Raw genomic sequence first — 23602 nt, forward strand, 5'->3', positions numbered from 1 at the left:
AATATACTTGGATAAATTAACTTTGAAAGTTAAAGTGAGGTAATGCATGTTTGTATGTTTAAAAGGTTTGGGAAAATTTCGTAAATCCAAAGCTTATGGTTTGGTTGGTTGTTTGACACTATCTGCAGTGATTGGATTAGCTGCACCAGACTTACCAGTTATTGGTGGTGGAGTCGTTGCTGCTGATGTTATTCAGGGTGGTAACGATATAAAAGATGTGGATGTTCATAGTAAATCTGCAGAAGGTGTTGCTATGACTTACACCACTTATGATAGCGGAACAAGTGGAAAACAAACGGCTTCTGGTAGTGGTGTCTTTGTAGCGCCAAATGTCATGGTGACAGTAGCTCATAATTACTATGATAAAAATCAAGAAGACAAGTCTGCGGTCTTACGTGGTGGAGAGTCTGCTCGTAGTTATGTTGTGATGAACTCAGAAACAGAGAAGAGTAACAAAGTACCCACATCAGGGGTATCCGAGTCTCTTGAAAAAGACTCTATTCATTTGTATGATGAGAAGAATTTTGGTAAAGAATATGGTAATGACTTAGCGGTAGTAGTTACTAAAAAGCCTGTAGAAGCTATGACGGGAGGTGAGGACTCTCCAAGAGAGTTGAGTGATAAAGAGGTTTCTACGGGTGATAGCATCACTATGGTCGGATATCCCAATGATTTTTCTACTCCAAATTTAAGTAAAGAAAATAAAGCTCGATTGAAAGATGGTAAGGCTTATTCAGTCTCAACAACTGTGAGCAGTGTCAATAAAGAGAGTGGTGCAGTCACTTATCACTCCTCAGCTTTAGGAGGTTTTTCAGGTGCTCCTTTGTTTAATGATAAGGGAGAAGTAGTCGGTATCCACCAGCACGGAACCAATACTTCAAGCGCCCCTGAGAGTGAGCGTATTGGGGGTGGTACGATTTTTACGGACAAGCACAGAGCTTGGATTCGTTCTATGATTGATAAATATGGTATAAAGGGTTGGTATATAGATGGTGCAAACCGTTACTACTATGATGAAAATCATATAGCTTTAAAAGATGTAGAATCTGAGATTGATGGTGCTTTGTATAGTTTTGATGAAAAAGGTCGAGCTACTTTAGTAAAAGGTGAAGAAAAAGGTCGTGTTCTACTTCGAGTGGAAGATACTAAAGGAACTCGCTTGATTTCAGATAAGGTTGTTCAGGAAGGTCCCGTTGGAAGTGGCTTGAATTTTCATTTAAGACAAAATCCAGACTTCAAACAGTTAATAGCAACTTCCCCAACAGCTAAAGTGGTATCCTATAACGGAGTGTCAATTAACAAACTAGCAAGTGATACTACTTGGTCTGATGACTATGTCAGTAAGTTAGCTTTAGGTAATACAATTATAAGAGCGGTAGTAGATTCGATAACTCCTCCATCTACCTCTTCTTCGGATTTTGCAAGAACTGAAGTTGGAAAGGTTGATTTGAGTGGTAAATCGAACTTACCTGTGCCTAGTAAAGAGGTATTACAAGCTCCGAATGGCTCAGAAAATTTCTATGCTACAACGCATATTCAAACGCCAGATGGGTCGGGGTCAGGTACTTTAATTGCACCAAATTTGGTGTTAACAGTCGCTCATAATTTCTTAACAGTTAAAGGTTCTGAGGTAGTTACTAAATCTGGTCGTACCAATACAGTGTATAAAGCAACTTTACCGAATGGGTTGTCTGTGAATTTTTCAGATGATGATATTGTTTATTGGAATAAGAAAGATTCAGTATTTGGATTTAAAAATGACTTAGCTTTGGTTCGATTAAAAGAAGAGGTAAAAGGAGTAACTCCTGTAGAGGTTGTAAAACGATCTTCGAAAGTTGCAGAGGGGGATTCAGTTTCGGTCTATGGTTTTCCAGATAACAAGCTAAGTCCAGTTTTAGATAGCAAAGTAGTAGGAACTACAGACTTCGGTTCTGGAATAGAGGGAATTAGCTATGGAGGTACGAAACCTGGAGCGTCTGGTGGTGGTCTTTATAATGATAAAGGTGCTTTAATTGGAGTTCACCAAAATGGTGTTGTAGGAAGCCGTAGTGGTGGTTTGGTTTTATCAAAAGAGCAGCTGGATTGGGTTCGTTCTTATATTGAGGGTCAACCAAAAGATCCTGTCTATGTGGAAGATAAAGAAGTGGAACCTTCTAAGAAGGATTCGGATAAGGATTTAGCTGGGAAATTAGATCCAAAAAAAGATAGTGGAAAAGAAGATTCTGGTATTTTAGGTACATCTGGTGACTTTGCGACTCCTACAGTCTCTAAGCCAGAGTTTACAGGTGGCGTGAATGGAGGCGACTCACTTGTTACAGAAGTTCCAGAGTATAGCGGTATTATATCCACATTAGGAGATTCTCCAGCTCCTACAGTCTCTAAGCCAGAGTTTACAGGTGGCGTGAATGGGGGCGACTCACTTGTTGCAGAAGTTCCAGAGTATAGCGGTATTATATCCACATTAGGAGATTCTCCAGCTCCTACAGTCTCTAAGCCAGAGTTTACAGGTGGCGTGAATGGGGGCGACTCACTTGTTACAGAAGTTCCAGAGTATAGCGGTGTTCTATCCACATTAGGAGATTCTCCAGCTCCTACAGTAGCTAAGCCAGAGTATATGGGTGATACATTATCAAGCTCAGGAGAAGACTCGGCTCCAACAGTTGAACAGCATGACTTCACAGGCGGAGTTAACGGAGGCGACTCACTTGTTACAGAAGTTCCAGAGTATAGCGGTGTTCTATCCACATTAGGAGACTTTCCAGCTCCTACAGTCTCTAAGCCAGACTTTACAGGAGGAGTTCCTTTCACTGAATCTCCGATACTAGAAATCCCAGAATATATGGGTCCATTATCAACCTCAGGAGAAGGAAGTTCAGTAGTGAAATCTACTGATAAACAAGTAAATAATAAAGACAGTAAGGATGAAGCAGAAACTAAGAACGTTATCACAGGAATTGCTAGTTCACAACGTATTTTAAAAAATGAAACAGGAAGTATTCAAATTCAAGCTTCAGAAGAAGTATTGAAAAATGTGATAGGTATTCAAATGCAAGAAGTTCAAGTTAGTGATTTAAGTTCATTAAACTACAAAGCATTTGATATCAAATTGAAGGATGTAAATGGAAGATATGTTAAACTTGAAGGAAAAGTCCTTGTTACTTTTGCTACAGATCAGTCCGTTGAGAATGTTTATGCTGTAGATCCAGAAGGAAAACTACACACTATTGAATTCGAACAAAAAGATGGAAAGATTATTTTTGAAATTAACAATTCTAGTATTTATGCGATGACTTTCCGACGCTCCATTGACAATCTACCATTTAAAAATCCTACAGAAGATAACAAGGTTGAAGAACTTTCACTGTCATCTAAATTGTTATCTACAAATGAGAACTCAGGATTTAGTCAATCAGAGAATAAAGTAGGTAACAATGAACAGGCTAAGTTACCAGATACAGGTGAGAATAAATCAATAACAACAGTTTTGCTTGGTTTTGTAGGAATGTTCCTTGGAGCAATGATTTCTTATAAGCGAAAAGACAGTTAATTTGTCTTCAGTTGTTCTTTGAACTTTTATGTTAATCTAAAATAAACCAGTCTGGAGTCCTGTAAAAAGATGGGAATTCTAGACTGGTTTTATTGATATAGAAGTTTATAATAAGATTCGTAATTTTGAGTAATAGGTACGGATATTTATGTTATCTGAAACTACTTTCAGAAACAGCTGTTCTATAAAATACTTTTGAAACTGAAATCTATTCTATGACAAAGCATTGAAAGCGCTTAACAAATGGTATATAATGAACTCATAAGAACAAAGAAAAGGAGGAAAGAGGATGCCACAGATTACTAAAGAAGCTTTGATTGCACAAATCAAAGATGGAATCATCGTTTCTTGTCAGGCCCTTCCTCACGAACCGCTCTATACAGAAGCGGGAGGAGTCATTCCATTGCTGGTCAAAGCGGCTGAGCAAGGTGGAGCAGTCGGTATCCGAGCAAATAGTGTTCGCGATATCAAGGAAATCAAGGAGGTTACAAACCTTCCAATCATTGGGATAATAAAACGAGATTATCCACCGCAAGAACCCTTCATCACTGCTACTATGAAAGAAGTTGATGAACTGGCAGAACTGGACATCGAGGTCATTGCTCTGGATTGTACCAAGCGTGAACGCTATGATGGTTTGGAGATTCAAGAGTTCATTCGTCAGGTTAAGGAAAAATATCCTAACCAGCTCTTGATGGCTGATACAAGTACTTTCGAGGAAGGATTGGCAGCCGTTGAAGCAGGAATTGACTTTGTCGGAACAACCTTATCAGGATACACATCTTACAGTCCTAAAGTGGATGGTCCCGATTTTGAATTGATCAAAAAACTCTGTGATGCTGGTGTAGATGTCATTGCAGAAGGAAAAATTCATACACCAGAACAAGCCAAACAAATCCTAGGATATGGAGTGCGAGGTATTGTTGTTGGTGGCGCTATTACTAGACCAAAAGAGATTACAGAACGCTTTGTTGCTGGTCTCAAATAAGATGTAAGGGGGAATTTTATGTTTAAAGTTTTACAAAAAGTTGGAAAAGCTTTTATGTTACCTATAGCTATACTTCCTGCAGCAGGTCTACTTTTGGGGATTGGTGGTGCACTTTCAAACCCAACCACGATAGCAACTTATCCAATACTAGACAATAGTTTTTTTCAATCAATATTCCAAGTAATGAGCTCTGCAGGAGAGGTTGTATTCAGTAATTTATCACTACTTCTCTGTGTGGGATTATGTATTGGCTTAGCGAAACGAGATAAAGGAACCGCTGCGCTAGCAGGAGTAACTGGTTACTTAGTTATGACTGCAACGATTAAAGCTCTGGTAAAACTTTTTATGGCAGAAGGATCTGCAATTGATACTGGAGTTATTGGAGCATTAGTTGTCGGAATAGTTGCCGTATATTTGCACAATCGATATAACAATATTCAATTACCTTCCGCTTTAGGATTCTTTGGGGGTTCACGCTTCGTTCCTATTGTTACATCGTTCTCTTCTATCTTAATTGGCTTTGTCTTCTTTGTTATTTGACCACCTTTTCAACAACTTCTTGTTTCTACAGGTGGATATATTTCTCAGGCGGGTCCAATTGGAACTTTTCTATATGGATTTTTAATGAGACTTTCTGGAGCAGTAGGCTTACATCATATGATTTACCCTATGTTTTGGTATACTGAACTTGGTGGTGTTGAAACTGTTGCAGGACAAACAGTGGTTGGAGCTCAAAAAATATTTTTTGCTCAATTAGCCGACCCGACTCATTCTGGATTATTTACAGAAGGAACAAGGTTTTTTGCAGGTCGTTTCTCAACAATGATGTTCGGTTTACCGGCTGCCTGTTTAGCGATGTACCATAGTGTTCCTAAAAATCGTCGTAAAAAATACGCGGGTCTGTTTTTTGGAGTTGCTTTAACATCTTTTATTACCGGTATTACAGAACCAATTGAATTTATGTTTCTATTTGTCAGTCCGGTTCTATATGTTGTACACGCATTCCTTGATGGTGTCAGCTTCTTTATTGCAGACGTCTTAAATATTTCAATAGGAAACACATTCTCAGGAGGTGTAATCGATTTTACTTTATTTGGAATTTTGCAGGGGAACGCTAAAACGAATTGGGTTCTTCAGATTCCATTTGGACTTATTTGGAGTGTTCTGTATTATATTGTTTTTAGATGGTTCATTACTCAATTCAACGTTCTAACGCCAGGACGAGGAGAAGAAGTAGATTCTAAAGAAATTTCTGAATCCACAGATTCAACTTCAAATACTGCAGATCATTTAAAACAGGATAGCCTACAAATTATCAGAGCGTTGGGTGGATCAAATAATATAGAAGATGTAGATGCTTGTGTGACACGTTTACGTGTAGCTGTAAAAGAAGTTCATCAAGTTGATAAAGCACTTTTAAAACAAATTGGTGCAGTTGATGTCTTAGAAGTGAAGGGTGGTATTCAAGCAATATATGGAGCAAAAGCAATCTTATATAAAAATAGTATTAATGAAATTTTAGGTGTAGATGATTAATACTCAATGAAAATCAAAGAGCAAACTGGGAAGCTAGGCGCAGGCTATACTTGAGTACGCCAAGGCGAAGCTGGCATGGTTTGAAGAGATTTTCGAAGAGTATAAGTACTTACTGACTTAATAAAAAACAGAGGAGAGTGGTGGATGCATCGGATGAAATGAAAACGCATACAAATACAATCTTACTCATTATCCAATATGGATACGCTTATTACATAGGAGAATACAGATGAAATTTAGAAAATTAGCTTGTACAGTACTTGCGGGTGCTGCGGTTCTTGGTCTTGCTGCTTGTGGCAATTCTGGCGGAAGTAAAGATGCTGCCAAATCAGGTGGTGACGGTGCCAAAACAGAAATCACTTGGTGGGCATTCCCAGTATTTACCCAAGAAAAAACTGGTGACGGTGTTGGAACTTATGAAAAATCAATCATCGAAGCGTTTGAAAAAGCAAACCCAGATATAAAAGTGAAATTGGAAACCATCGACTTCAAGTCAGGTCCTGAAAAAATCACAACAGCCATCGAAGCAGGAACAGCTCCAGACGTACTTTTTGACGCACCAGGACGTATCATCCAATATGGTAAAAATGGTAAATTGGCTGACTTGAATGACCTCTTCACAGATGACTTTGTTAAAGATGTCAACAATGAAAACATTGTAAAAGCAAGTAAGGCTGGAGACAAAGCCTACATGTATCCAATCAGTTCAGCACCATTCTACATGGCTATGAACAAGAAAATGTTGGAAGATGCTGGAGTTGCGAACCTTGTAAAAGAAGGTTGGACAACAGACGACTTTGAGAAAGTTTTGAAAGCGCTTAAAGGCAAAGGCTACACACCAGGTTCATTGTTCAGTTCTGGTCAAGGGGGAGACCAAGGAACACGTGCCTTCATCTCAAACCTTTACGGCGGTTCTGTAACAGATAAAGATGTAACAAAATATACAACTGATGATCCTAAATTCGTCAAAGGTCTTGAAAAAGCAGCTAGCTGGATCAAAGACGGTTTGTTGAACAACGGTTCACAATTTGACGGTGGAGCAGATATCCAAAACTTTGCCAACGGTCAAACATCTTACACAATCCTTTGGGCGCCAGCTCAAAACGGTATCCAAGCTAAACTCTTGGAAGCAAGTAAAGTAGAAGTGGTAGAAGTACCATTCCCATCAGATTCAGGTAAACCAGCTCTTGAATACCTTGTAAACGGATTTGCAGTATTCAACAACAAAGACGACAAGAAAGTTGCAGCATCTAAGAAATTCGTTCAATTCATCGCGGATGACAAAGAATGGGGTCCAAAAGACGTTGTTCGTACAGGTGCCTTCCCAGTTCGTACTTCATTTGGAAAACTTTATGAAGATAAACGTATGGAAACAATCAGTGGTTGGACTAAATACTACTCACCATACTACAATACAATTGATGGTTTTGCAGAAATGAGAACTTTATGGTTCCCAATGTTGCAATCAGTTTCAAATGGCGATCAAAAACCAGCGGATGCTTTAAAAGCCTTCACTGAAAAAGCTAACGAAACAATTAAAAAAGCTACAAAACAATAAGCACTGAATCAGATTGACTCCTCCCTTTTCCCTGTGCATAATCTATGTAAGAAAAGGGAGGATTTTATTTGAAATATCAGAAACTGTCACGAAATTAAAATGAAGTTCTTACATAAGCGAATCTTAAAAAATTTCATTTTGATTTTAAAACTGTTCAAGAAAATCCAAAATATTCTATTTGTGAAAGAGAGGTGCCGACTGTGAAAGTCAATAAAATTCGTATGCGGGAAACAGTGATTTCCTACGCTTTCTTAGCACCAGTATTATTCTTCTTTGTCATCTTTGTATTGGTTCCTATGATTATGGGATTCATTACAAGTTTCTTTAACTATTCAATGACTAAATTTGAGTTTGTGGGATTGGACAACTACATTCGTATGTTTAAAGACCCTGTCTTTATGAAGTCTTTGATTAACACAGTTATTTTGGTTGTTGGATCTGTACCGATTGTTGTTCTCTTTTCGCTCTTTGTGGCGTCGCAAACCTACCATCAAAATGCTATTGCCAGATCTTTCTACCGTTTCGTCTTCTTCCTTCCTGTTGTAACAGGTAGTGTTGCCGTAACAGTTGTTTGGAAATGGATTTATGACCCATTATCAGGGATTCTAAACTTTGTCCTTAAGTCAAGCCATATCATCAGCCAGAATATTTCTTGGTTGGGAGATAAACACTGGGCATTACTGGCAATTATGATTATCCTCTTGACAACTTCAGTTGGTCAACCAATCATCCTCTACATAGCTGCTATGGGGAATATTGACAATTCACTGGTTGAAGCGGCTCGTGTAGACGGTGCAACTGAATTTCAAGTTTTCTGGAAGATTAAATGGCCAAGCCTTCTTCCAACAACTCTCTACATCGCAATCATCACAACAATTAACTCATTTCAAGTTTTCGCCTTGATTCAACTATTAACATCTGGTGGGCCAAACTACTCAACAAGTACCTTGATGTACTACCTTTACGAAAAAGCCTTCCAATTGACCGAATACGGGTATGCTAATACCATTGGTGTCTTCTTGGCAGTCATGATTGCTATTGTAAGCTTTGTTCAATTTAAGGCGCTCGGAAATGACGTAGAATATTAAAGAAAGGAGACAGCTATGCAATCTACACAAAAGAAACCTATAACAGCTTTCACTGTTATTTCAACTATTATCTTGCTCTTGTTGACCGTGCTGTTCATCTTTCCATTCTACTGGATTTTGACAGGGGCCTTCAAATCACAACCTGATACCATCGTTATTCCACCACAATGGTTCCCTAAAATGCCAACCATGGAAAACTTCCAACAACTCATGGTGCAAAACCCTGCTATGCAGTGGATGTGGAACTCTGTGTTTATCTCATTGGTAACCATGTTCTTAGTCTGTGCGACCTCATCTCTAGCAGGTTATGTATTGGCTAAAAAACGTTTCTATGGGCAACGTATTCTCTTTGCAATCTTTATTGCTGCTATGGCACTTCCAAAACAAGTTGTCCTTGTACCATTGGTACGTATCGTCAACTTCATGGGAATTCACGATACTCTCTGGGCAGTTATCTTGCCTTTGATTGGATGGCCATTCGGGGTCTTCCTCATGAAACAGTTCAGTGAGAATATTCCTACAGAGTTGCTTGAATCAGCTAAAATCGACGGTTGTGGTGAGATTCGTACCTTCTGGAGCGTAGCCTTCCCAATTGTGAAACCAGGATTTGCAGCACTTGCAATCTTTACCTTCATCAATACATGGAACGACTACTTCATGCAGTTGGTTATGTTGACTTCACGTAATAATTTGACCATTTCACTCGGTGTTGCGACTATGCAGGCTGAAATGGCAACCAACTATGGTTTGATCATGGCAGGTGCAGCTCTTGCTGCTGTGCCAATCGTAACAGTCTTCCTAGTCTTCCAAAAATCCTTTACTCAAGGTATTACCATGGGAGCGGTCAAAGGTTAAGAAAAGTAAACTGGTGTGTCAAGATTGCGGAAGTGGTCTTGACATGCTATGGAAATATAGATGTTATAAGTGTCTACAAAATGTTGGGTATTTGCTTACCTTAGAGATTTTGTTAGACACTTATAAACTTAATTTATGATTTTAGTTAACTATCAGAAACGAAGGAAAGAGTATGATTTTTGACGATTTGAAAAACATCACCTTTTACAAAGGAATTCATCCCAATCTAGACAAGGCTATCGACTATCTCTATCAGCACCGTAAGGATTCTTTCGAATTAGGAAAGTATGAGATTGATGGGGACAAGGTCTTTCTAGTTGTTCAGGAAAATGTCCTCAATCAAGCTGAAAATGATCAATTTGAGCATCATCAGAACTATGCAGATTTGCATTTACTGGTAGAAGGACATGAATATTCGAGTTACGGTTCACGTATCAAAGACGAGGCAGTAGCATTCGACGAAGCAAGTGACATTGGCTTTGTGCATTGTCATGAACACTACCCACTCTTGTTGGGTTATCACAATTTTGCGATTTTCTTCCCAGGAGAACCACACCAGCCAAATGGCTATGCAGGTATGGAAGAGAAGGTTCGCAAATATCTCTTTAAAATTTTGATTGATTAAAAACTCAGGAGGAGTAGACATGGCACAAAAAGGAGTAAGCCTTATCAAGGCAGCATTTGATACAGATAACTTTCTCATGCGTTTTAGTGAGAAGGTCTTGGATATCGTGACAGCCAATCTTCTTTTTGTTGTCTCTTGTTTGCCCATCGTGACGATTGGAGTGGCTAAAATTAGCCTTTACGAGACTATGTTTGAGATTAAGAAGAGTAGACGTGTGCCTGTCTTTAAAATCTATCTAAGAGCTTTCAAGCAAAATCTGAAACTAGGTCTTCAGTTAGGTCTGCTTGAGTTGGGTATCGTCTCATTAAGTATTTTAGACCTCTATCTTTTTTGGGGGCAGACAGCTATGCCTTTCCAAATGGTAAAAGCTATTTGTCTAGGTGTTCTTATCTTCCTCACTATCGTGATGTTGGCTAGCTACCCTATAGCTGCGCGCTATGATTTGACTTGGAAAGAAGTGCTACAAAAAGGACTTATCTTGGCAAGTTTCAACTTTCCTTGGTTCTTTCTCATGTTAGTTATTCTCTTTCTCATTGTGATGGTTCTTTATCTGTCCGCCTTCAGTTTACTTTTAGGTGGCTCAGCCTTCCTACTTTTTGGGTTTGGACTCTTGGTCTTTATCCAGACTGGATTGATGGAGAAAATTTTCGCAAAATACCAATAGGATGGCTTGTTTCTGAAACTACTTTCAAGCCATAAACATTTCAAAATACATATCGAAACTAAAATCTAAGTGTACACAAGATATTGAAAGCGTTTTTCACAAGGTGTATACTAAACACGTAAAGAATAAATCCTGCTTTTAGCAGAAAAAAAGAAAACTTAGGAGAAAATCTATGTCAGATTTAAAAAAATATGAAGGTGTCATTCCAGCCTTTTACGCATGTTATGATGATCAAGGAGAAGTAAGTCCAGAGCGTACGCGTGCCTTGGTTCAATACTTCATTGATAAAGGTGTTCAAGGTCTCTATGTCAATGGTTCTTCTGGTGAATGTATCTACCAAAGCGTTGAAGACCGCAAGTTAATCTTGGAAGAAGTCATGGCAGTTGCCAAAGGTAAATTAACTATTATTGCCCATGTTGCTTGCAATAATACTAAAGATAGTATGGAACTAGCTCGTCATGCAGAAAGCTTGGGTGTAGATGCCATTGCAACGATTCCACCGATTTACTTCCGCTTACCAGAATACTCAGTTGCTAAATACTGGAACGATATCAGTTCTGCAGCTCCAAATACAGACTACGTGATTTACAACATTCCTCAATTGGCAGGTGTTGCTTTGACTCCAAGTCTCTACACAGAAATGTTGAAAAATCCTCGTGTTATCGGTGTGAAGAACTCTTCTATGCCAGTTCAAGATATCCAAACCTTTGTCAGCCTTGGTGGGGAAGATCATATCGTCTTTAATGGTCCTGATGAACAGTTCCTAGGTGGTCGTCTCATGGGAGCTAAAGCTGGTATCGGTGGTACTTATGGTGCGATGCCAGAACTTTTCTTGAAACTCAATCAGTTGATTGCTGACAAAGACTTGGAAACAGCGCGTGAATTGCAGTATGCTATCAACGCTATCATTGGTAAACTCACTGCTGCACATGGAAATATGTACGGTGTGATTAAGGAAGTCTTGAAGATCAATGAAGGCTTGAATATTGGTTCTGTTCGTTCACCATTGACACCAGTGACTGAAGACGATCGTCCAGTTGTAGAAGCAGCTGCAGCCTTGATTCGTGAAACCAAGGAGCGCTTCCTCTAATTCATAAGGAGGTATTTATGACACACTACGTTGCAATTGATATCGGTGGAACCAACATCAAATATGGTTTGATTGACCAAGAAGGCCAACTTGTTGAATCGCATGAAATGCCAACAGAGGCGCATCAGGGTGGACCTCATATCTTACAAAAGACCAAAGATATTGTAGCCAGCTATTTAGAAAAAGGCCCAGTAGCAGGTGTTGCCATTTCTTCTGCTGGGATGGTAGATCCAGACAAGGGTGAGATTTTCTATGCAGGCCCTCAAATCCCTAATTATGCAGGAACTCAGTTTAAGAAGGAAATTGAGACTAGCTTTGCGATTCCTTGTGAGATTGAAAATGATGTCAACTGTGCAGGTCTGGCTGAGGCGGTATCTGGTTCAGGCAAGGGAGCGAGTGTCACTCTTTGCTTGACTATTGGAACAGGTATCGGGGGTTGCTTGATTATGGATGGGAAAGTCTTCCATGGATTTAGCAATTCAGCCTGTGAAGTTGGGTATATGCATATGCAGGATGGAGCTTTCCAAGACTTGGCTTCTACAACAGCTTTGGTAGAGTATGTAGCGGCAGGTCATGGAGATCCAGTTGATCAGTGGAATGGCCGACGTATCTTTAAGGAAGCTACCGAAGGAAATAAAATCTGCATGGCTGGTATTGACCGGATGGTAGACTATCTAGGAAAAGGTCTGGCAAATATTTGCTATGTGGTCAATCCAGAAGTAGTCATTCTCGGTGGCGGTATCATGGGACAAGAGGCTATTCTCAAACCTAAAATTCGAAAAGCTTTAAAAGATGCTTTGGTACCAAGCCTAGCTGAAAAAACACGATTAGAATTTGCCCATCACCAAAATACAGCAGGGATGCTTGGTGCTTATTATCATTTTAAAACAAAACAATCCTAGTTTGGTTTAACCAAACTAGGATTTTCTTACACGTTTTTGTCTACGATAGCCATTGAGTTTTTTATTTTCCCAATAGCTGTTAAAAATTTTCTCCTTGCTTTCACGATTGATTTCCAAAAAGTAGGCATAAATCAAATCGATAAAGAAGAGCATAGGAAGTTGAGCGGATATACGTTGGATGTAAGAAGACTGGCTGTGGGTGGCTACAAGAACAGTCTCTGTATAGGCTTGACTATCTTTATTGGGAACACTTGTAAAAAGTACAGTCTTTGCCCCCATCTCCTTAGCGTCTAATAGACTATCTAAAATAGAAGGTGTTGTGCCAGAAAGAGAGAAACCGAGTACTAGACAATTTTCATCCATAATACTGGTTGTCCAAGCAAAACCGTCTTGGTCTGTTAAGGCTTCACAGACCACACCTAGACGCATGAAGCGCAATTTCATTTCACGAGCGACGAGGCCAGAACTTCCTGTTCCGAAGAAGTAGACACGTTCAGCATCTTCGATTAACTGGGCAATTCTTTCTAGTTGGACTTCGTCAATTAAGTCCTGTGTTTGTTCCCGCATACTACTATAACTTCTGAGGACTCGTTTTGTCAGTGGACTGTGCTTGTGGGAATGGGTGTCTTGTTTCTCTGCTTGGTGTTGGTATTGGAAAATAAATTCTCGATAGCCTGTAAAACCACACTTTTTAGCAAAGCGGGTCAGAGCAGCTTGAGAGATATGTAATTTTTGAGTAACCTGCTGAGAAGATAAATCATCTGCAATGGTTTCCGTTTGTAAAAAATAGCGAGCGATTTCTTGCTCTAGGTCTGTCATTTCTTCAAAGTGAGAATCAATGATGGTTGCTATATCTGGTTTGTCCATAGAAAGGCTCCTTTAAATGAGTCGTATTGGAAAAAGGCTAGATTATTGAACTTTTACATTTATTATATCATATAATATAGGGATGAATAAATAAAAACGTATCTTACCGTAAAAACGAAAAAAGCTTCTTTGCTTTTCCATAATTTTCTTCTTAAATTATGGTACAATTAAGAGTAAGACTTAAAATAGAAATGAGACTGATTTGTATGAGAAAATTTGATAGCCATTCGATTCCGATTCGGCTTAATTTATTGTTTTCAATTGTCATTTTGCTCTTTATGGCCATTATTGGTCGCCTGCTTTATATGCAGGTTTTGAACAAGGATTTTTATGAGACAAAACTAGCATCGGCTAGTAAAACAAAGGTGACCACTAGTTCAGCTCGAGGAGAAATTTATGATGCCAGCGGCAAGCCCTTGGTTGAAAATACTGTGAAACAAGTTGTTTCCTTTACTCGAAACAACAAAATGACGGCTGCCGATTTGAAAGAAACAGCCAAGAAGTTGCTAGCCTATGTGGGAGTTTCTTCTCCAACATTGACTGACCGACAGTTAGCAGACTACTACCTAGCAGATCAAGATGTCTATAAGAAAGCAGTGGAAAGCTTACCACGTGAGAAGCGCCTTGATTCTGATGGAAATCGATTATCTGAATCCGAGCTTTACAATAATACTGTTGAAAGTATCGATCCAAGTCAATTGGCCTACTCGGATGACGAAAAGAAAGAAATTTATCTCTTTAGTCAACTTAATGCAGTTGGAAACTTTGCAACAGGCACCATTGTGACAGATGCTTTAACAGATACTCAGATTGCCTTGATTGCTTCGGCTTCTAAGAATTTACCTGGTATCAGTATTTCAACTTCGTGGGATCGAAAGGTTCTAGAGACTTCACTTTCTTCTATAGTAGGAAGTGTATCCAGTGAAAAAGCTGGTCTTCCAGCTGAAGAAGCCGATGCCTATATCAAGAAGGGTTATTCTCTAAATGACCGTGTTGGAACCTCTTATCTAGAAAAACAATATGAAGAAACCTTGCAAGGAAAACGCTCGGTGAAAGAAATCCATCTAGATAAGCACGGAAACATGGAAAGTGTCGAAAATATCGAAGATGGTACCAAAGGTAACAATATTAAACTGACTATTGATTTGGCCTTCCAAGATAGCGTGGACAATCTGCTTAAGAGCTATTTCAATTCTGAGCTAGGAAATGGAGGAGCCAAGTATTCTGAAGGTGTGTATGCAGTTGCTCTAAACCCAAAAACAGGTGCTGTTTTGTCTATGTCAGGGATCAAACATGACTTGAAAACGGGAGATTTAACACCTGATTCCTTGGGAACAGTAACCAATGTCTTTGTCCCGGGTTCTGTTGTCAAGGCGGCGACCATCAGCTCTGGTTGGGAGAATGGAGTCTTATCAGGAAATCAGACCTTGACAGACCAACCGATTGTCTTCCAAGGTTCAGCTCCGATTAATTCTTGGTACACTCAGGCTTACGGTTCATTTCCGATTACAGCGGTGGAAGCCTTGGAGTATTCTTCTAATACCTACATGGTCCAAACGGCTTTGGGCATCATGGGTCAAACTTATCAACCTAATATGTTTGTTGGAACCAGCAATTTGGAATCAGCTATGGGGAAACTTCGTGCGACATTTGCTGAATATGGTCTTGGAGCCTCAACAGGCATTGACCTTCCAGATGAGTCAACTGGTTTTATACCAAAAGAGTATAATTTTGCTAATTACATTACCAATGCCTTTGGTCAGTTTGATAACTACACCCCAATGCAATTGGCCCAGTACGTTGGCACAATTGCCAACAACGGTGTTCGGATTGCGCCCCACATTGTTGAGGGGATTTATGGAAATAATGAACAAGGTGGTTTAGGGAACTTAATCCAATCTGTTGAAACCAAGGAAATGAATAAAATTAATATTTCTGAGTCTGATGTTTCCATTCTTCAACAAGGATTTTATCAAGTTTCACATGGTGGAAGTGCTTTGACAACCGGTCGTGCCTTTTCAAATGGCGCAGCGGTATCCATTAGTGGAAAAACAGGTACTGCCGAAAGTTATGTTGAGGGTGGTCAAAAAGCTAACAATACTAATGCTGTGGCCTATGCACCATCAGATAATCCTCAAATCGCTGTAGCTGTTGTCTTCCCTCATAACACCAACCTTACAAATGGTGTCGGACCTTCCATTGCGCGCGATATTATCAACCTCTATAACCAACATCATCCAATGAATTAGAAAGGAACATATGCTTTATCCAACACCTATTGCTAAGCTAATTGACAGTTATTCGAAGTTACCGGGTATCGGGATTAAGACGGCTACCCGTCTGGCCTTCTATACTATTGGAATGTCTGATGACGATGTCAATGAATTTGCTAAAAATCTCCTTTCTGCTAAGAGAGAGCTGACCTACTGTTCCATCTGCGGTCGCCTGACTGATGACGATCCTTGCTCTATCTGTACCGATCCGACTCGGGACCAGACAACGATTTTAGTTCTCGAAGATAGTCGCGATGTGGCAGCAATGGAGAATATCCAAGAATACCATGGACTCTATCATGTCTTACATGGTCTCATTTCTCCCATGAATGGTATCAGTCCAGATGATATCAATCTCAAGAGTCTTATGACTCGTCTGATGGATAGTGAAGTTTCAGAGGTAATCGTAGCAACAAATGCTACAGCAGATGGTGAAGCGACATCCATGTATCTTTCACGTTTGCTCAAGCCAGCTGGTATCAAGGTTACGCGTCTAGCACGAGGTCTCGCTGTCGGAGCGGACATTGAGTACGCGGATGAAGTGACGCTCTTACGAGCCATTGAAAATCGAACAGAGTTGTAAGTGTAGACAAATTAACACACTCAATTCATTTATACAAAAATCATGGAGACCGACAGTTGTTTTATCGGTCTCTTTTTAGATTTATTGAAGACCAGTATCAGGTTCAAGTTTCAAAAAAGAAGCAAATATGATATACTAAAGAACGAGTATTCTATTAGAATTGGAACAAATAATATGAAACAAACGATTATTCTTTTATACGGTGGACGTAGTGCAGAGCGTGAAGTCTCTGTTCTTTCAGCTGAGAGTGTCATGCGTGCGGTCAACTACGACCGTTTCACGGTCAAGACTTTCTTCATCAGCCAGTCAGGTGACTTTATTAAAACGCAAGAATTTAGCCAGACTCCAGGTCAAGAGGATCGTCTTATGACCAATGAAACCATTGATTGGGATAAGAAAGTTGCACCAAGTGTTATCTACGAAGAAGGAGCAGTGGTCTTTCCAGTCCTTCATGGTCCGATGGGAGAAGATGGCTCTGTTCAAGGCTTCCTCGAAGTTTTGAAAATGCCTTATGTTGGTTGCAACATCTTGTCATCAAGTCTTGCCATGGACAAAATCACGACCAAGCGTGTGTTAGAATCTGTTGGTATTGCCCAAGTTCCTTATGTGGCCATTGTCGAAGGTGATGATGTAACTTCTAAAATTGTCGAAGTTGAAGAAAAATTGACTTATCCAGTCTTCACAAAACCATCAAACATGGGTTCAAGTGTTGGTATTTCTAAGTCTGAAAATCAAGAAGAACTCCGTCAAGCCTTGAAACTTGCCTTCCAATATGATAGCCGTGTCTTGGTAGAACAAGGAGTGAATGCCCGTGAAATCGAGGTTGGGCTACTGGGTAACTACGATGTTAAAAGCACCCTTCCAGGAGAAGTAGTCAAGGATGTTGCCTTCTATGACTACGATGCCAAGTATATTGATAATAAGATTACTATGGATATTCCAGCTAAAATCAGTGATGATGTGGTAGCTGTCATGCGTCAAAATGCAGAAACAGCCTTCCGTGCCATTGGTGGTTTAGGTCTATCTCGTTGCGATTTCTTCTATACAGACAAGGGAGAGATTTTCCTAAATGAGCTCAATACCATGCCAGGTTTCACCCAGTGGTCAATGTATCCACTACTTTGGGATAATATGGGAATCAGCTACCCAGAACTAATCGAGCGTTTGGTTGACCTTGCTAAGGAAAGTTTTGACAAGCGCGAAGCGCATTTGCTATAAAATGAAAGAGAGGGTAGAAGCCAGAACCATCACTGCAGAGTGATTAGAGTTCTCGGACTTCAACCCTTTTTAAAGGAGTAGAAATGAAATTAACAATCCATGAAGTGGCTCAAGTTGTCGGATCTAAAAATGATATCAGCATTTTTGAGGATACCAAGTTAGAAAAGGCCGAGTTTGATAGTCGCTTAGTTGCGGCAGGGGATTTATTTGTGCCCCTCAAAGGGGCGCGTGATGGCCATGACTTTATCGAAACAGCCTTTGAAAATGGCGCTGCTGTAACCCTGTCTGAGAAAGAAATTGCAAACCATCCCTACATTTTAGTAGATGACGTATTGACTGCCTTTCAAACCCTAGCAGCCTACTATCTTGAAAAAACGGCTGTTGATGTCTTTGCTGTTACAGGTTCAAATGGCAAGACAACGACCAAGGATATGTTGGCGCACTTGCTTTCAATAACCTACAAAACCTACAAAACACAAGGAAACTACAATAACGAGATTGGCCTTCCTTACACAGTTCTCCACATGCCTGAAGGAACAGAAAAGTTGGTCTTGGAGATGGGGCAGGATCACTTGGGAGATATTCATCTCTTATCAGAATTGGCTCATCCAAAAACAGCTATCGTGACCTTGATTGGGGAAGCTCATTTGGCCTTTTTCAAAGACCGTTCTGAGATTGCTAAAGGGAAGATGCAAATTGCAGATGGTATGGCATCGGGTTCCTTGCTTTTGGTACCAGCAGACTACATTGTAGAGAACTACTTGCCAGCTGATAAAAAGGTGGTCCGTTTTGGTCAAGGAGCAGAGTTAGAAATCACAGACTTGGTTGAGCGCAAGGATAGTCTGACCTTTAAGGCCAATTTCTTGGAGCAAGTCCTTGATTTGCCAGTGACTGGTAAGTACAATGCTACCAATGCTATGATTGCATCCTATGTTGCCCTACAAGAAGGAGTTTCAGAGGAGCAAATTCGTCAGGCCTTCCAAAATATTGAATTGACGCGTAACCGTACCGAGTGGAAGAAATCAGCCAATGGAGCAGATATCCTATCAGATGTTTACAATGCCAATCCAACCGCTATGAAGCTGATTTTAGAGACTTTCTCTGCCATTCCAGCCAATGAAGGGGGCAAGAAAATTGCAGTGTTGGCGGATATGAAGGAACTTGGTGACCAGTCTGTTCAACTCCATAACCAGATGATTTTGAGTATCTCGCCAGATGTGCTTGATACCGTAATTTTCTATGGAGAAGACATTGCTGGATTGGCCCAATTGGCTAGTCAAATGTTCCCAATTGGCCACGTTTTCTACTTCAAGAAAACAGAAGACCAAGACCAATTTGAAGACCTAGTCAAGCAGGTCAAGGAAAGCCTTGGAACCAATGACCAAATCCTGCTCAAAGGCTCTAACTCTATGAATCTAGCCAAGTTAGTAGAAAGTTTAGAAACTGAAGACAAGTAATTTTGTCAAACATTTACGTATTTCTAAATCCATTTTTGATAAATAGCATGGTATAATAAAATGCAGGAAAATTTTGAATCATGAGGAAGACTAGATGAATTTATGGGATATTTTCTTTACGACCCAAGCAACCGAACCACCCAAATTTGACCTTTTTTGGTATGTCAGTATATTTACACTTTTAGCCTTAACTTTTTATACAGCCTATCGCTATCGTGAAAAGAAGGCTTACCAACGATTTTTCCAGAGTTTACAGGCAGTTCAGTTAATCCTCCTTTATGGTTGGTACTGGATCAATCATATGCCGTTGTCAGAAAGTTTACCTTTTTACCATTGCCGTATGGCTATGTTTGTGGTGCTTTTGCTTCCTGGTCAGTCTAAATATAGGCAGTATTTTGCATTGCTAGGAACATTTGGGACATTAGCAGCCTTTGTTTATCCAGTTCCAGATGCCTATCCTTTCCCACATATTGCGATTTTATCCTTTATCTTTGGGCACCTAGCTCTTTTGGGGAATTCTCTGGTCTATCTATTGAGACAGTATGACGAACGATTGCTGGATGTGAAGGGAATTTTTCTTATGACCTTTGCCCTAAATGCCTTGATTTTTGTGGTCAATTTAGTAACTGGTGGAGATTACGGATTCTTGACAAAACCACCATTGGTTGGAGACCATGGCTTAGTAGCTAATTATTTAATCGTTTCCCTGGCCTTATCAGCAGCGATTACGTTAACAAAGAAAATCTTAGAACTATTTTTACAACAAGAAGCAGAAAAAATGATTGCAAAGAAAGCTTGATTTTAAGCTTTCTTTTTTCATAAATCTGTTTTTTATAATTTGTTTGGAAAATATAAAAAGCTTATGAGCGAATGTGAAAAAATGGTAAGTAAATTTAGGAAAAACTAAGCACGATCGGATTTTTTGTGTTATAATATTCTGTGAATAGCTATGCCCTATTTTAGCTATATTTGAATAGAAGTTTGAAACTTGGAAGATAGAGAGGATGCGATGTAATGACTAGAAATGGTTTTTTTACAGGCTTAGATATTGGAACTAGCTCCATTAAGGTGTTAGTTGCTGAGCAGAGAGATGGAGAAGTAAATGTAATTGGTGTTAGCAACGCCAAAAGTAAGGGTGTTAAAGATGGAATTATTGTTGATATTGAAGCAGCAGCCACTGCTATTAAGGCAGCAATTTCCCAGGCGGAGGAAAAAGCAGGCATTTCAATCAAATCAGTGAATGTTGGTTTGCCTGGAAATCTTTTGCAAGTAGAACCAACTCAAGGAATGATTCCAGTTACATCTGATACAAAAGAAATTACAGATCAAGATGTCGAAAATGTTGTCAAATCAGCCTTGACAAAGAGTATGACACCAGATCGTGAAGTCATTACTTTTATTCCTGAAGAATTTATCGTAGATGGTTTCCAAGGTATTCGTGATCCACGTGGTATGATGGGTGTTCGTCTTGAAATGCGTGGTTTACTTTACACTGGTCCACGTACTATTCTTCACAATTTACGCAAGACGGTTGAGCGCTCAGGTGTTCAAGTTGAAAATATTATTATTTCACCATTGGCTTTGGTTGGTTCAGTTTTGAACGAAGGAGAGCGTGAATTTGGAGCTACTGTGATTGATATGGGAGCAGGTCAAACAACTGTTGCTACAATCCGTAACCAAGAACTCCAGTTTACAAATATTCTTCAAGAAGGTGGAGATTATGTCACAAAAGATATCTCTAAAGTCTTGAAGACTTCAAAAAAACTAGCTGAAGGATTAAAATTGAACTATGGGGAAGCCTACCCATCACTTGCCAGCAATGAAACTTTCCAAGTTGAAGTGATTGGTGAAGTAGAGCCTGTAGAAGTTACAGAAAGCTACCTAGCAGAGATTATTTCAGCTCGCATTAAACACATTTTTGAACAGATTAAACAAGAGTTGGAAAGAAGGCATTTGTTGGATCTTCCAGGTGGAATTGTTCTGATTGGTGGAAATGCTATTTTACCAGGTATTGTAGAACTTGCACAGGAAGTCTTTGGCGTTGGTGTCAAACTTTACGTTCCAAATCAAGTTGGAATCCGTAACCCTGCCTTTGCTCATGTGATTAGCTTATCTGAATTTGCTGGTCAATTGACTGAGGTGAATTTGTTAGCACAACGAGCAGTCAAGGGTGAAGATACCTTGCGTCACCAACCAATCAATTTTGGTGGGATGATCCAACGTGTTACGCAGGTGTCACAACCTACTCCTATTCAACCAGCTTCAAATACAGAGGTTGAACCATCAGCTTCTACGAACGTAGTTGCTCCGAAAGAGGATAAAGTATCTTCTCAAAATAAACAAAAAATCGCAGATCGCTTCCGTGGTTTAATCGGAAGTATGTTTGATGAATAAAAGAGGAAAAATAAACTATGACATTTTCATTTGATACAGCGGCTGCTCAAGGTGCAGTGATTAAAGTAATCGGTGTTGGTGGAGGTGGTGGTAACGCCATTAACCGCATGGTTGACGAAGGTGTTGCAGGCGTAGAATTTATCGCAGCAAACACAGATGTACAAGCTTTGAGTAGTACAAAAGCTGAGACTGTAATTCAGTTGGGCCCTAAATTGACTCGTGGTTTGGGTGCTGGCGGTCGACCTGAAATCGGTCAAAAGGCTGCCGAAGAAAGCGAAGAAGCCTTGACTCAAGCTATTACTGGAGCAGATATGGTCTTCATCACTGCAGGTATGGGAGGTGGCTCAGGTACTGGTGCAGCTCCTGTTATTGCCCGCATTGCTAAAGATTTAGGTGCTCTTACAGTTGGTGTTGTGACACGTCCTTTCGGTTTTGAAGGAAGCAAACGTGGTCAATACGCTGTGGAAGGAATCAATCAACTTCGCGAACATGTGGATACTCTATTGATTATTTCAAACAACAACTTGCTTGAAATTGTTGATAAGAAAACTCCACTTCTTGAAGCTCTTAGCGAAGCAGATAACGTACTTCGCCAAGGTGTTCAAGGAATTACGGACTTGATCACAAATCCTGGTTTGATTAACCTTGACTTTGCCGATGTGAAAACAGTTATGGCAAATAAAGGAAACGCCCTAATGGGTATCGGTATCGGTAGTGGTGAAGAACGTGTGGTAGAAGCAGCTCGTAAGGCAATCTACTCACCACTTCTTGAAACAACTATTGACGGTGCTGAGGATGTTATCGTCAACGTTACTGGTGGTCTCGACTTGACTTTGATTGAAGCAGAAGAAGCTTCAGAAATTGTCAACCAAGCAGCTGGTCAAGGAGTGAACATCTGGCTCGGAACATCAATCGATGAAAACATGAAAGATGAAATCCGTGTTACAGTCGTTGCAACTGGTGTTCGTCAAGATCGTGTTGAAAAAGTTGTGGGTCATGCACAAAGACAAGCTGTTCGTCATGAGCAAGCAAGTCCTAGTCATGCACACAATCATAATCGTCACTTTGATATGGCTGAAACTGCAGAAATTCCAAGTCCAGCACCTCGTCGTACAGAAACTTCTCAATCTTCAGCATTTGGTGATTGGGACCTGCGTCGTGAGACAATTGTTCGACCAACTGATTCAGTGGTATCACCAGTTGAACGTTTCGAAGCGCCATCTTTACACGATGAGGATGAATTAGACACTCCTCCATTTTTCAAAAATCGTTAAGTAAATGAATTTGAAAGAAAATACAGAACGTGTTTTTCAACAAATAAAAGATGCAAGTCAGCAGGCAGGAAGAGAAGCCAATTCTGTTTCGGTTCTTGCTGTTACAAAATATGTAGACGTACCGACAGCGGAGGCTTTGCTTCCGCTAGGTGTTCATCATATTGGTGAAAATCGTGTGGATAAATTTCTTGAGAAATATGAAGCTTTAAAAGATAGAAATATTACCTGGCATTTGATTGGAACATTGCAAAGACGCAAGGTTAAAGATGTCATTCAGTACATTGATTATTTCCACGCTTTGGATTCATTAAAGCTAGCAGAGGAAATTCAAAAAAGAAGTGACCGAGTTGTTAAGTGTTTCTTACAAGTAAATATCTCAAGGGAAGAGAGCAAACATGGTTTTTCAAAGGAAGAACTATTGGAGCTTTTGCCAGAGTTGGCCACCTTAGATAAAATCGAATATGTCGGCTTGATGACCATGGCTCCTTTTGAAGCTAGTAGTGATGAGTTGAAAGAGATTTTTAAAGCTACGCAGGATGTGCAACTAGAAATTAGAGAAAAACAAATTCCCAATATGCCAATGACGGACTTGAGTATGGGTATGAGTCGTGACTACAAGGAAGCGATTGAATTTGGCTCAACCTTTGTCAGAATTGGTACAGCATTTTTTAAATAGGAAAGAA

General features: G+C 39.9%; 18 protein-coding genes and 1 pseudogene. 18 read left to right on the top strand and 1 reads right to left on the bottom strand.

The genetic code is table 11. From position 1 onward, the window contains the following. Positions 1 to 46 precede the first annotated feature (46 nt). From NMM26_RS02130 to NMM26_RS02175, 10 genes and pseudogenes are all read left to right on the top strand, one after another. Positions 47 to 3547 carry an SIALI-17 repeat-containing surface protein gene (locus NMM26_RS02130; RefSeq protein WP_254754446.1) on the top strand — a complete coding sequence of 1167 codons (3501 nt, stop codon included), beginning with the start codon at positions 47 to 49 and terminating at the stop codon, positions 3545 to 3547. Between the two features lie 289 nt (positions 3548 to 3836). After that, a complete protein-coding gene (locus tag NMM26_RS02135; RefSeq protein WP_001135679.1) occupies positions 3837 to 4535 on the top strand; it encodes an N-acetylmannosamine-6-phosphate 2-epimerase in 699 nt (232 codons plus the stop codon). 18 nt (positions 4536 to 4553) lie between these two features. Continuing rightward, positions 4554 to 6071: pseudogene (locus NMM26_RS02140) on the top strand (PTS transporter subunit EIIC). Between the two features lie 229 nt (positions 6072 to 6300). Then, entirely contained in the window at positions 6301 to 7629 is a 1329-nt protein-coding gene (locus NMM26_RS02145) for an ABC transporter substrate-binding protein (RefSeq protein WP_254753899.1), read from the top strand. A 221-nt stretch (positions 7630 to 7850) separates the two neighbouring features. After that, positions 7851 to 8717 (top strand): carbohydrate ABC transporter permease, encoded by an 867-nt coding sequence (locus NMM26_RS02150; protein WP_153193231.1) that lies wholly within the window; start codon positions 7851 to 7853, stop codon positions 8715 to 8717. Between the two features lie 15 nt (positions 8718 to 8732). Then, positions 8733 to 9572 carry a carbohydrate ABC transporter permease gene (locus tag NMM26_RS02155; RefSeq protein WP_001192117.1) on the top strand — a complete coding sequence of 280 codons (840 nt, stop codon included), beginning with the start codon at positions 8733 to 8735 and terminating at the stop codon, positions 9570 to 9572. 172 nt (positions 9573 to 9744) lie between these two features. Further along, the gene (locus NMM26_RS02160) at positions 9745 to 10197 is read left to right on the top strand and encodes a YhcH/YjgK/YiaL family protein (RefSeq protein ID WP_000575452.1); all 453 of its coding nucleotides are present in this window, start codon (positions 9745 to 9747) and stop codon (positions 10195 to 10197) included. A gap of 19 nt (positions 10198 to 10216) precedes the next feature. After that, the gene (locus NMM26_RS02165) at positions 10217 to 10861 is read left to right on the top strand and encodes a YesL family protein (protein ID WP_000057476.1); all 645 of its coding nucleotides are present in this window, start codon (positions 10217 to 10219) and stop codon (positions 10859 to 10861) included. A 172-nt stretch (positions 10862 to 11033) separates the two neighbouring features. Beyond that, positions 11034 to 11951, top strand: a complete 918-nt coding sequence (locus NMM26_RS02170; protein ID WP_001281493.1) for a dihydrodipicolinate synthase family protein — start codon at positions 11034 to 11036, stop codon at positions 11949 to 11951. A gap of 17 nt (positions 11952 to 11968) precedes the next feature. Then, positions 11969 to 12853, top strand: coding sequence for an ROK family protein (locus tag NMM26_RS02175; RefSeq protein WP_254753900.1), 885 nt, complete (start codon positions 11969 to 11971; stop codon positions 12851 to 12853). A 15-nt stretch (positions 12854 to 12868) separates the two neighbouring features. On the opposite strand, the gene NMM26_RS02180 is transcribed toward NMM26_RS02175, so the two are convergent. Beyond that, positions 12869 to 13720: a MurR/RpiR family transcriptional regulator gene (locus NMM26_RS02180; RefSeq protein ID WP_254753901.1), complete on the bottom strand. Its 852-nt coding sequence runs from the start codon at positions 13718 to 13720 to the stop codon at positions 12869 to 12871. Positions 13721 to 13911: 191 nt separating this feature from the next. Here NMM26_RS02180 and pbp2b point away from each other — a divergent pair, with 191 nt between their 5' ends. The 8 genes from pbp2b to NMM26_RS02220 all read left to right on the top strand — a co-directional run bounded on the left by pbp2b (position 13912) and on the right by NMM26_RS02220 (position 23595). After that, positions 13912 to 15969 carry a penicillin-binding protein PBP2B gene (gene pbp2b, locus NMM26_RS02185; RefSeq protein ID WP_254753902.1) on the top strand — a complete coding sequence of 686 codons (2058 nt, stop codon included), beginning with the start codon at positions 13912 to 13914 and terminating at the stop codon, positions 15967 to 15969. Positions 15970 to 15979: 10 nt separating this feature from the next. Beyond that, positions 15980 to 16576: a recombination mediator RecR gene (gene recR, locus NMM26_RS02190; RefSeq protein ID WP_000966754.1), complete on the top strand. Its 597-nt coding sequence runs from the start codon at positions 15980 to 15982 to the stop codon at positions 16574 to 16576. 174 nt (positions 16577 to 16750) lie between these two features. Beyond that, the gene (locus NMM26_RS02195) at positions 16751 to 17794 is read left to right on the top strand and encodes a D-alanine--D-alanine ligase (RefSeq protein ID WP_254753903.1); all 1044 of its coding nucleotides are present in this window, start codon (positions 16751 to 16753) and stop codon (positions 17792 to 17794) included. Positions 17795 to 17877: 83 nt separating this feature from the next. Next, positions 17878 to 19251: a UDP-N-acetylmuramoyl-tripeptide--D-alanyl-D-alanine ligase gene (murF, locus tag NMM26_RS02200; RefSeq protein ID WP_254753904.1), complete on the top strand. Its 1374-nt coding sequence runs from the start codon at positions 17878 to 17880 to the stop codon at positions 19249 to 19251. A gap of 94 nt (positions 19252 to 19345) precedes the next feature. Further along, the gene (locus tag NMM26_RS02205; protein ID WP_254753905.1) at positions 19346 to 20050 is read left to right on the top strand and encodes a TIGR02206 family membrane protein; all 705 of its coding nucleotides are present in this window, start codon (positions 19346 to 19348) and stop codon (positions 20048 to 20050) included. A 215-nt stretch (positions 20051 to 20265) separates the two neighbouring features. Then, positions 20266 to 21645 carry a cell division protein FtsA gene (ftsA, locus tag NMM26_RS02210; protein WP_254753906.1) on the top strand — a complete coding sequence of 460 codons (1380 nt, stop codon included), beginning with the start codon at positions 20266 to 20268 and terminating at the stop codon, positions 21643 to 21645. A 17-nt stretch (positions 21646 to 21662) separates the two neighbouring features. Further along, a complete protein-coding gene (gene ftsZ / locus NMM26_RS02215; RefSeq protein WP_254753907.1) occupies positions 21663 to 22919 on the top strand; it encodes a cell division protein FtsZ in 1257 nt (418 codons plus the stop codon). A gap of 4 nt (positions 22920 to 22923) precedes the next feature. Continuing rightward, on the top strand, positions 22924 to 23595 hold the full coding sequence (locus NMM26_RS02220) for a YggS family pyridoxal phosphate-dependent enzyme (RefSeq protein ID WP_254753908.1): 672 nt from the start codon (positions 22924 to 22926) through the stop codon (positions 23593 to 23595). Positions 23596 to 23602: the final 7 nt, after the last annotated feature.

This window comes from Streptococcus sp. CF7_Ac1-8 (assembly GCF_024295435.1).
In the GTDB taxonomy this organism is placed as follows: domain Bacteria; phylum Bacillota; class Bacilli; order Lactobacillales; family Streptococcaceae; genus Streptococcus; species Streptococcus mitis_AP.

What these genes read in the sequence shown, in the direction of transcription:
- NMM26_RS02130 (WP_254754446.1), top strand. Translation starts at nt 47, where the DNA reads ATGTTTGTATGTTTAAAAGGTTTGGGAAAATTTCGTAAATCCAAAGCT.
- NMM26_RS02135 (WP_001135679.1), top strand. Translation starts at nt 3,837, where the DNA reads ATGCCACAGATTACTAAAGAAGCTTTGATTGCACAAATCAAAGATGGA.
- NMM26_RS02145 (WP_254753899.1), top strand. Translation starts at nt 6,301, where the DNA reads ATGAAATTTAGAAAATTAGCTTGTACAGTACTTGCGGGTGCTGCGGTT.
- NMM26_RS02150 (WP_153193231.1), top strand. Translation starts at nt 7,851, where the DNA reads ATGCGGGAAACAGTGATTTCCTACGCTTTCTTAGCACCAGTATTATTC.
- NMM26_RS02155 (WP_001192117.1), top strand. Translation starts at nt 8,733, where the DNA reads ATGCAATCTACACAAAAGAAACCTATAACAGCTTTCACTGTTATTTCA.
- NMM26_RS02160 (WP_000575452.1), top strand. Translation starts at nt 9,745, where the DNA reads ATGATTTTTGACGATTTGAAAAACATCACCTTTTACAAAGGAATTCAT.
- NMM26_RS02165 (WP_000057476.1), top strand. Translation starts at nt 10,217, where the DNA reads ATGGCACAAAAAGGAGTAAGCCTTATCAAGGCAGCATTTGATACAGAT.
- NMM26_RS02170 (WP_001281493.1), top strand. Translation starts at nt 11,034, where the DNA reads ATGTCAGATTTAAAAAAATATGAAGGTGTCATTCCAGCCTTTTACGCA.
- NMM26_RS02175 (WP_254753900.1), top strand. Translation starts at nt 11,969, where the DNA reads ATGACACACTACGTTGCAATTGATATCGGTGGAACCAACATCAAATAT.
- NMM26_RS02180 (WP_254753901.1), bottom strand. Translation starts at nt 13,720, where the DNA reads ATGGACAAACCAGATATAGCAACCATCATTGATTCTCACTTTGAAGAA.
- pbp2b (WP_254753902.1), top strand. Translation starts at nt 13,912, where the DNA reads ATGAGACTGATTTGTATGAGAAAATTTGATAGCCATTCGATTCCGATT.
- recR (WP_000966754.1), top strand. Translation starts at nt 15,980, where the DNA reads ATGCTTTATCCAACACCTATTGCTAAGCTAATTGACAGTTATTCGAAG.
- NMM26_RS02195 (WP_254753903.1), top strand. Translation starts at nt 16,751, where the DNA reads ATGAAACAAACGATTATTCTTTTATACGGTGGACGTAGTGCAGAGCGT.
- murF (WP_254753904.1), top strand. Translation starts at nt 17,878, where the DNA reads ATGAAATTAACAATCCATGAAGTGGCTCAAGTTGTCGGATCTAAAAAT.
- NMM26_RS02205 (WP_254753905.1), top strand. Translation starts at nt 19,346, where the DNA reads ATGAATTTATGGGATATTTTCTTTACGACCCAAGCAACCGAACCACCC.
- ftsA (WP_254753906.1), top strand. Translation starts at nt 20,266, where the DNA reads ATGACTAGAAATGGTTTTTTTACAGGCTTAGATATTGGAACTAGCTCC.
- ftsZ (WP_254753907.1), top strand. Translation starts at nt 21,663, where the DNA reads ATGACATTTTCATTTGATACAGCGGCTGCTCAAGGTGCAGTGATTAAA.
- NMM26_RS02220 (WP_254753908.1), top strand. Translation starts at nt 22,924, where the DNA reads ATGAATTTGAAAGAAAATACAGAACGTGTTTTTCAACAAATAAAAGAT.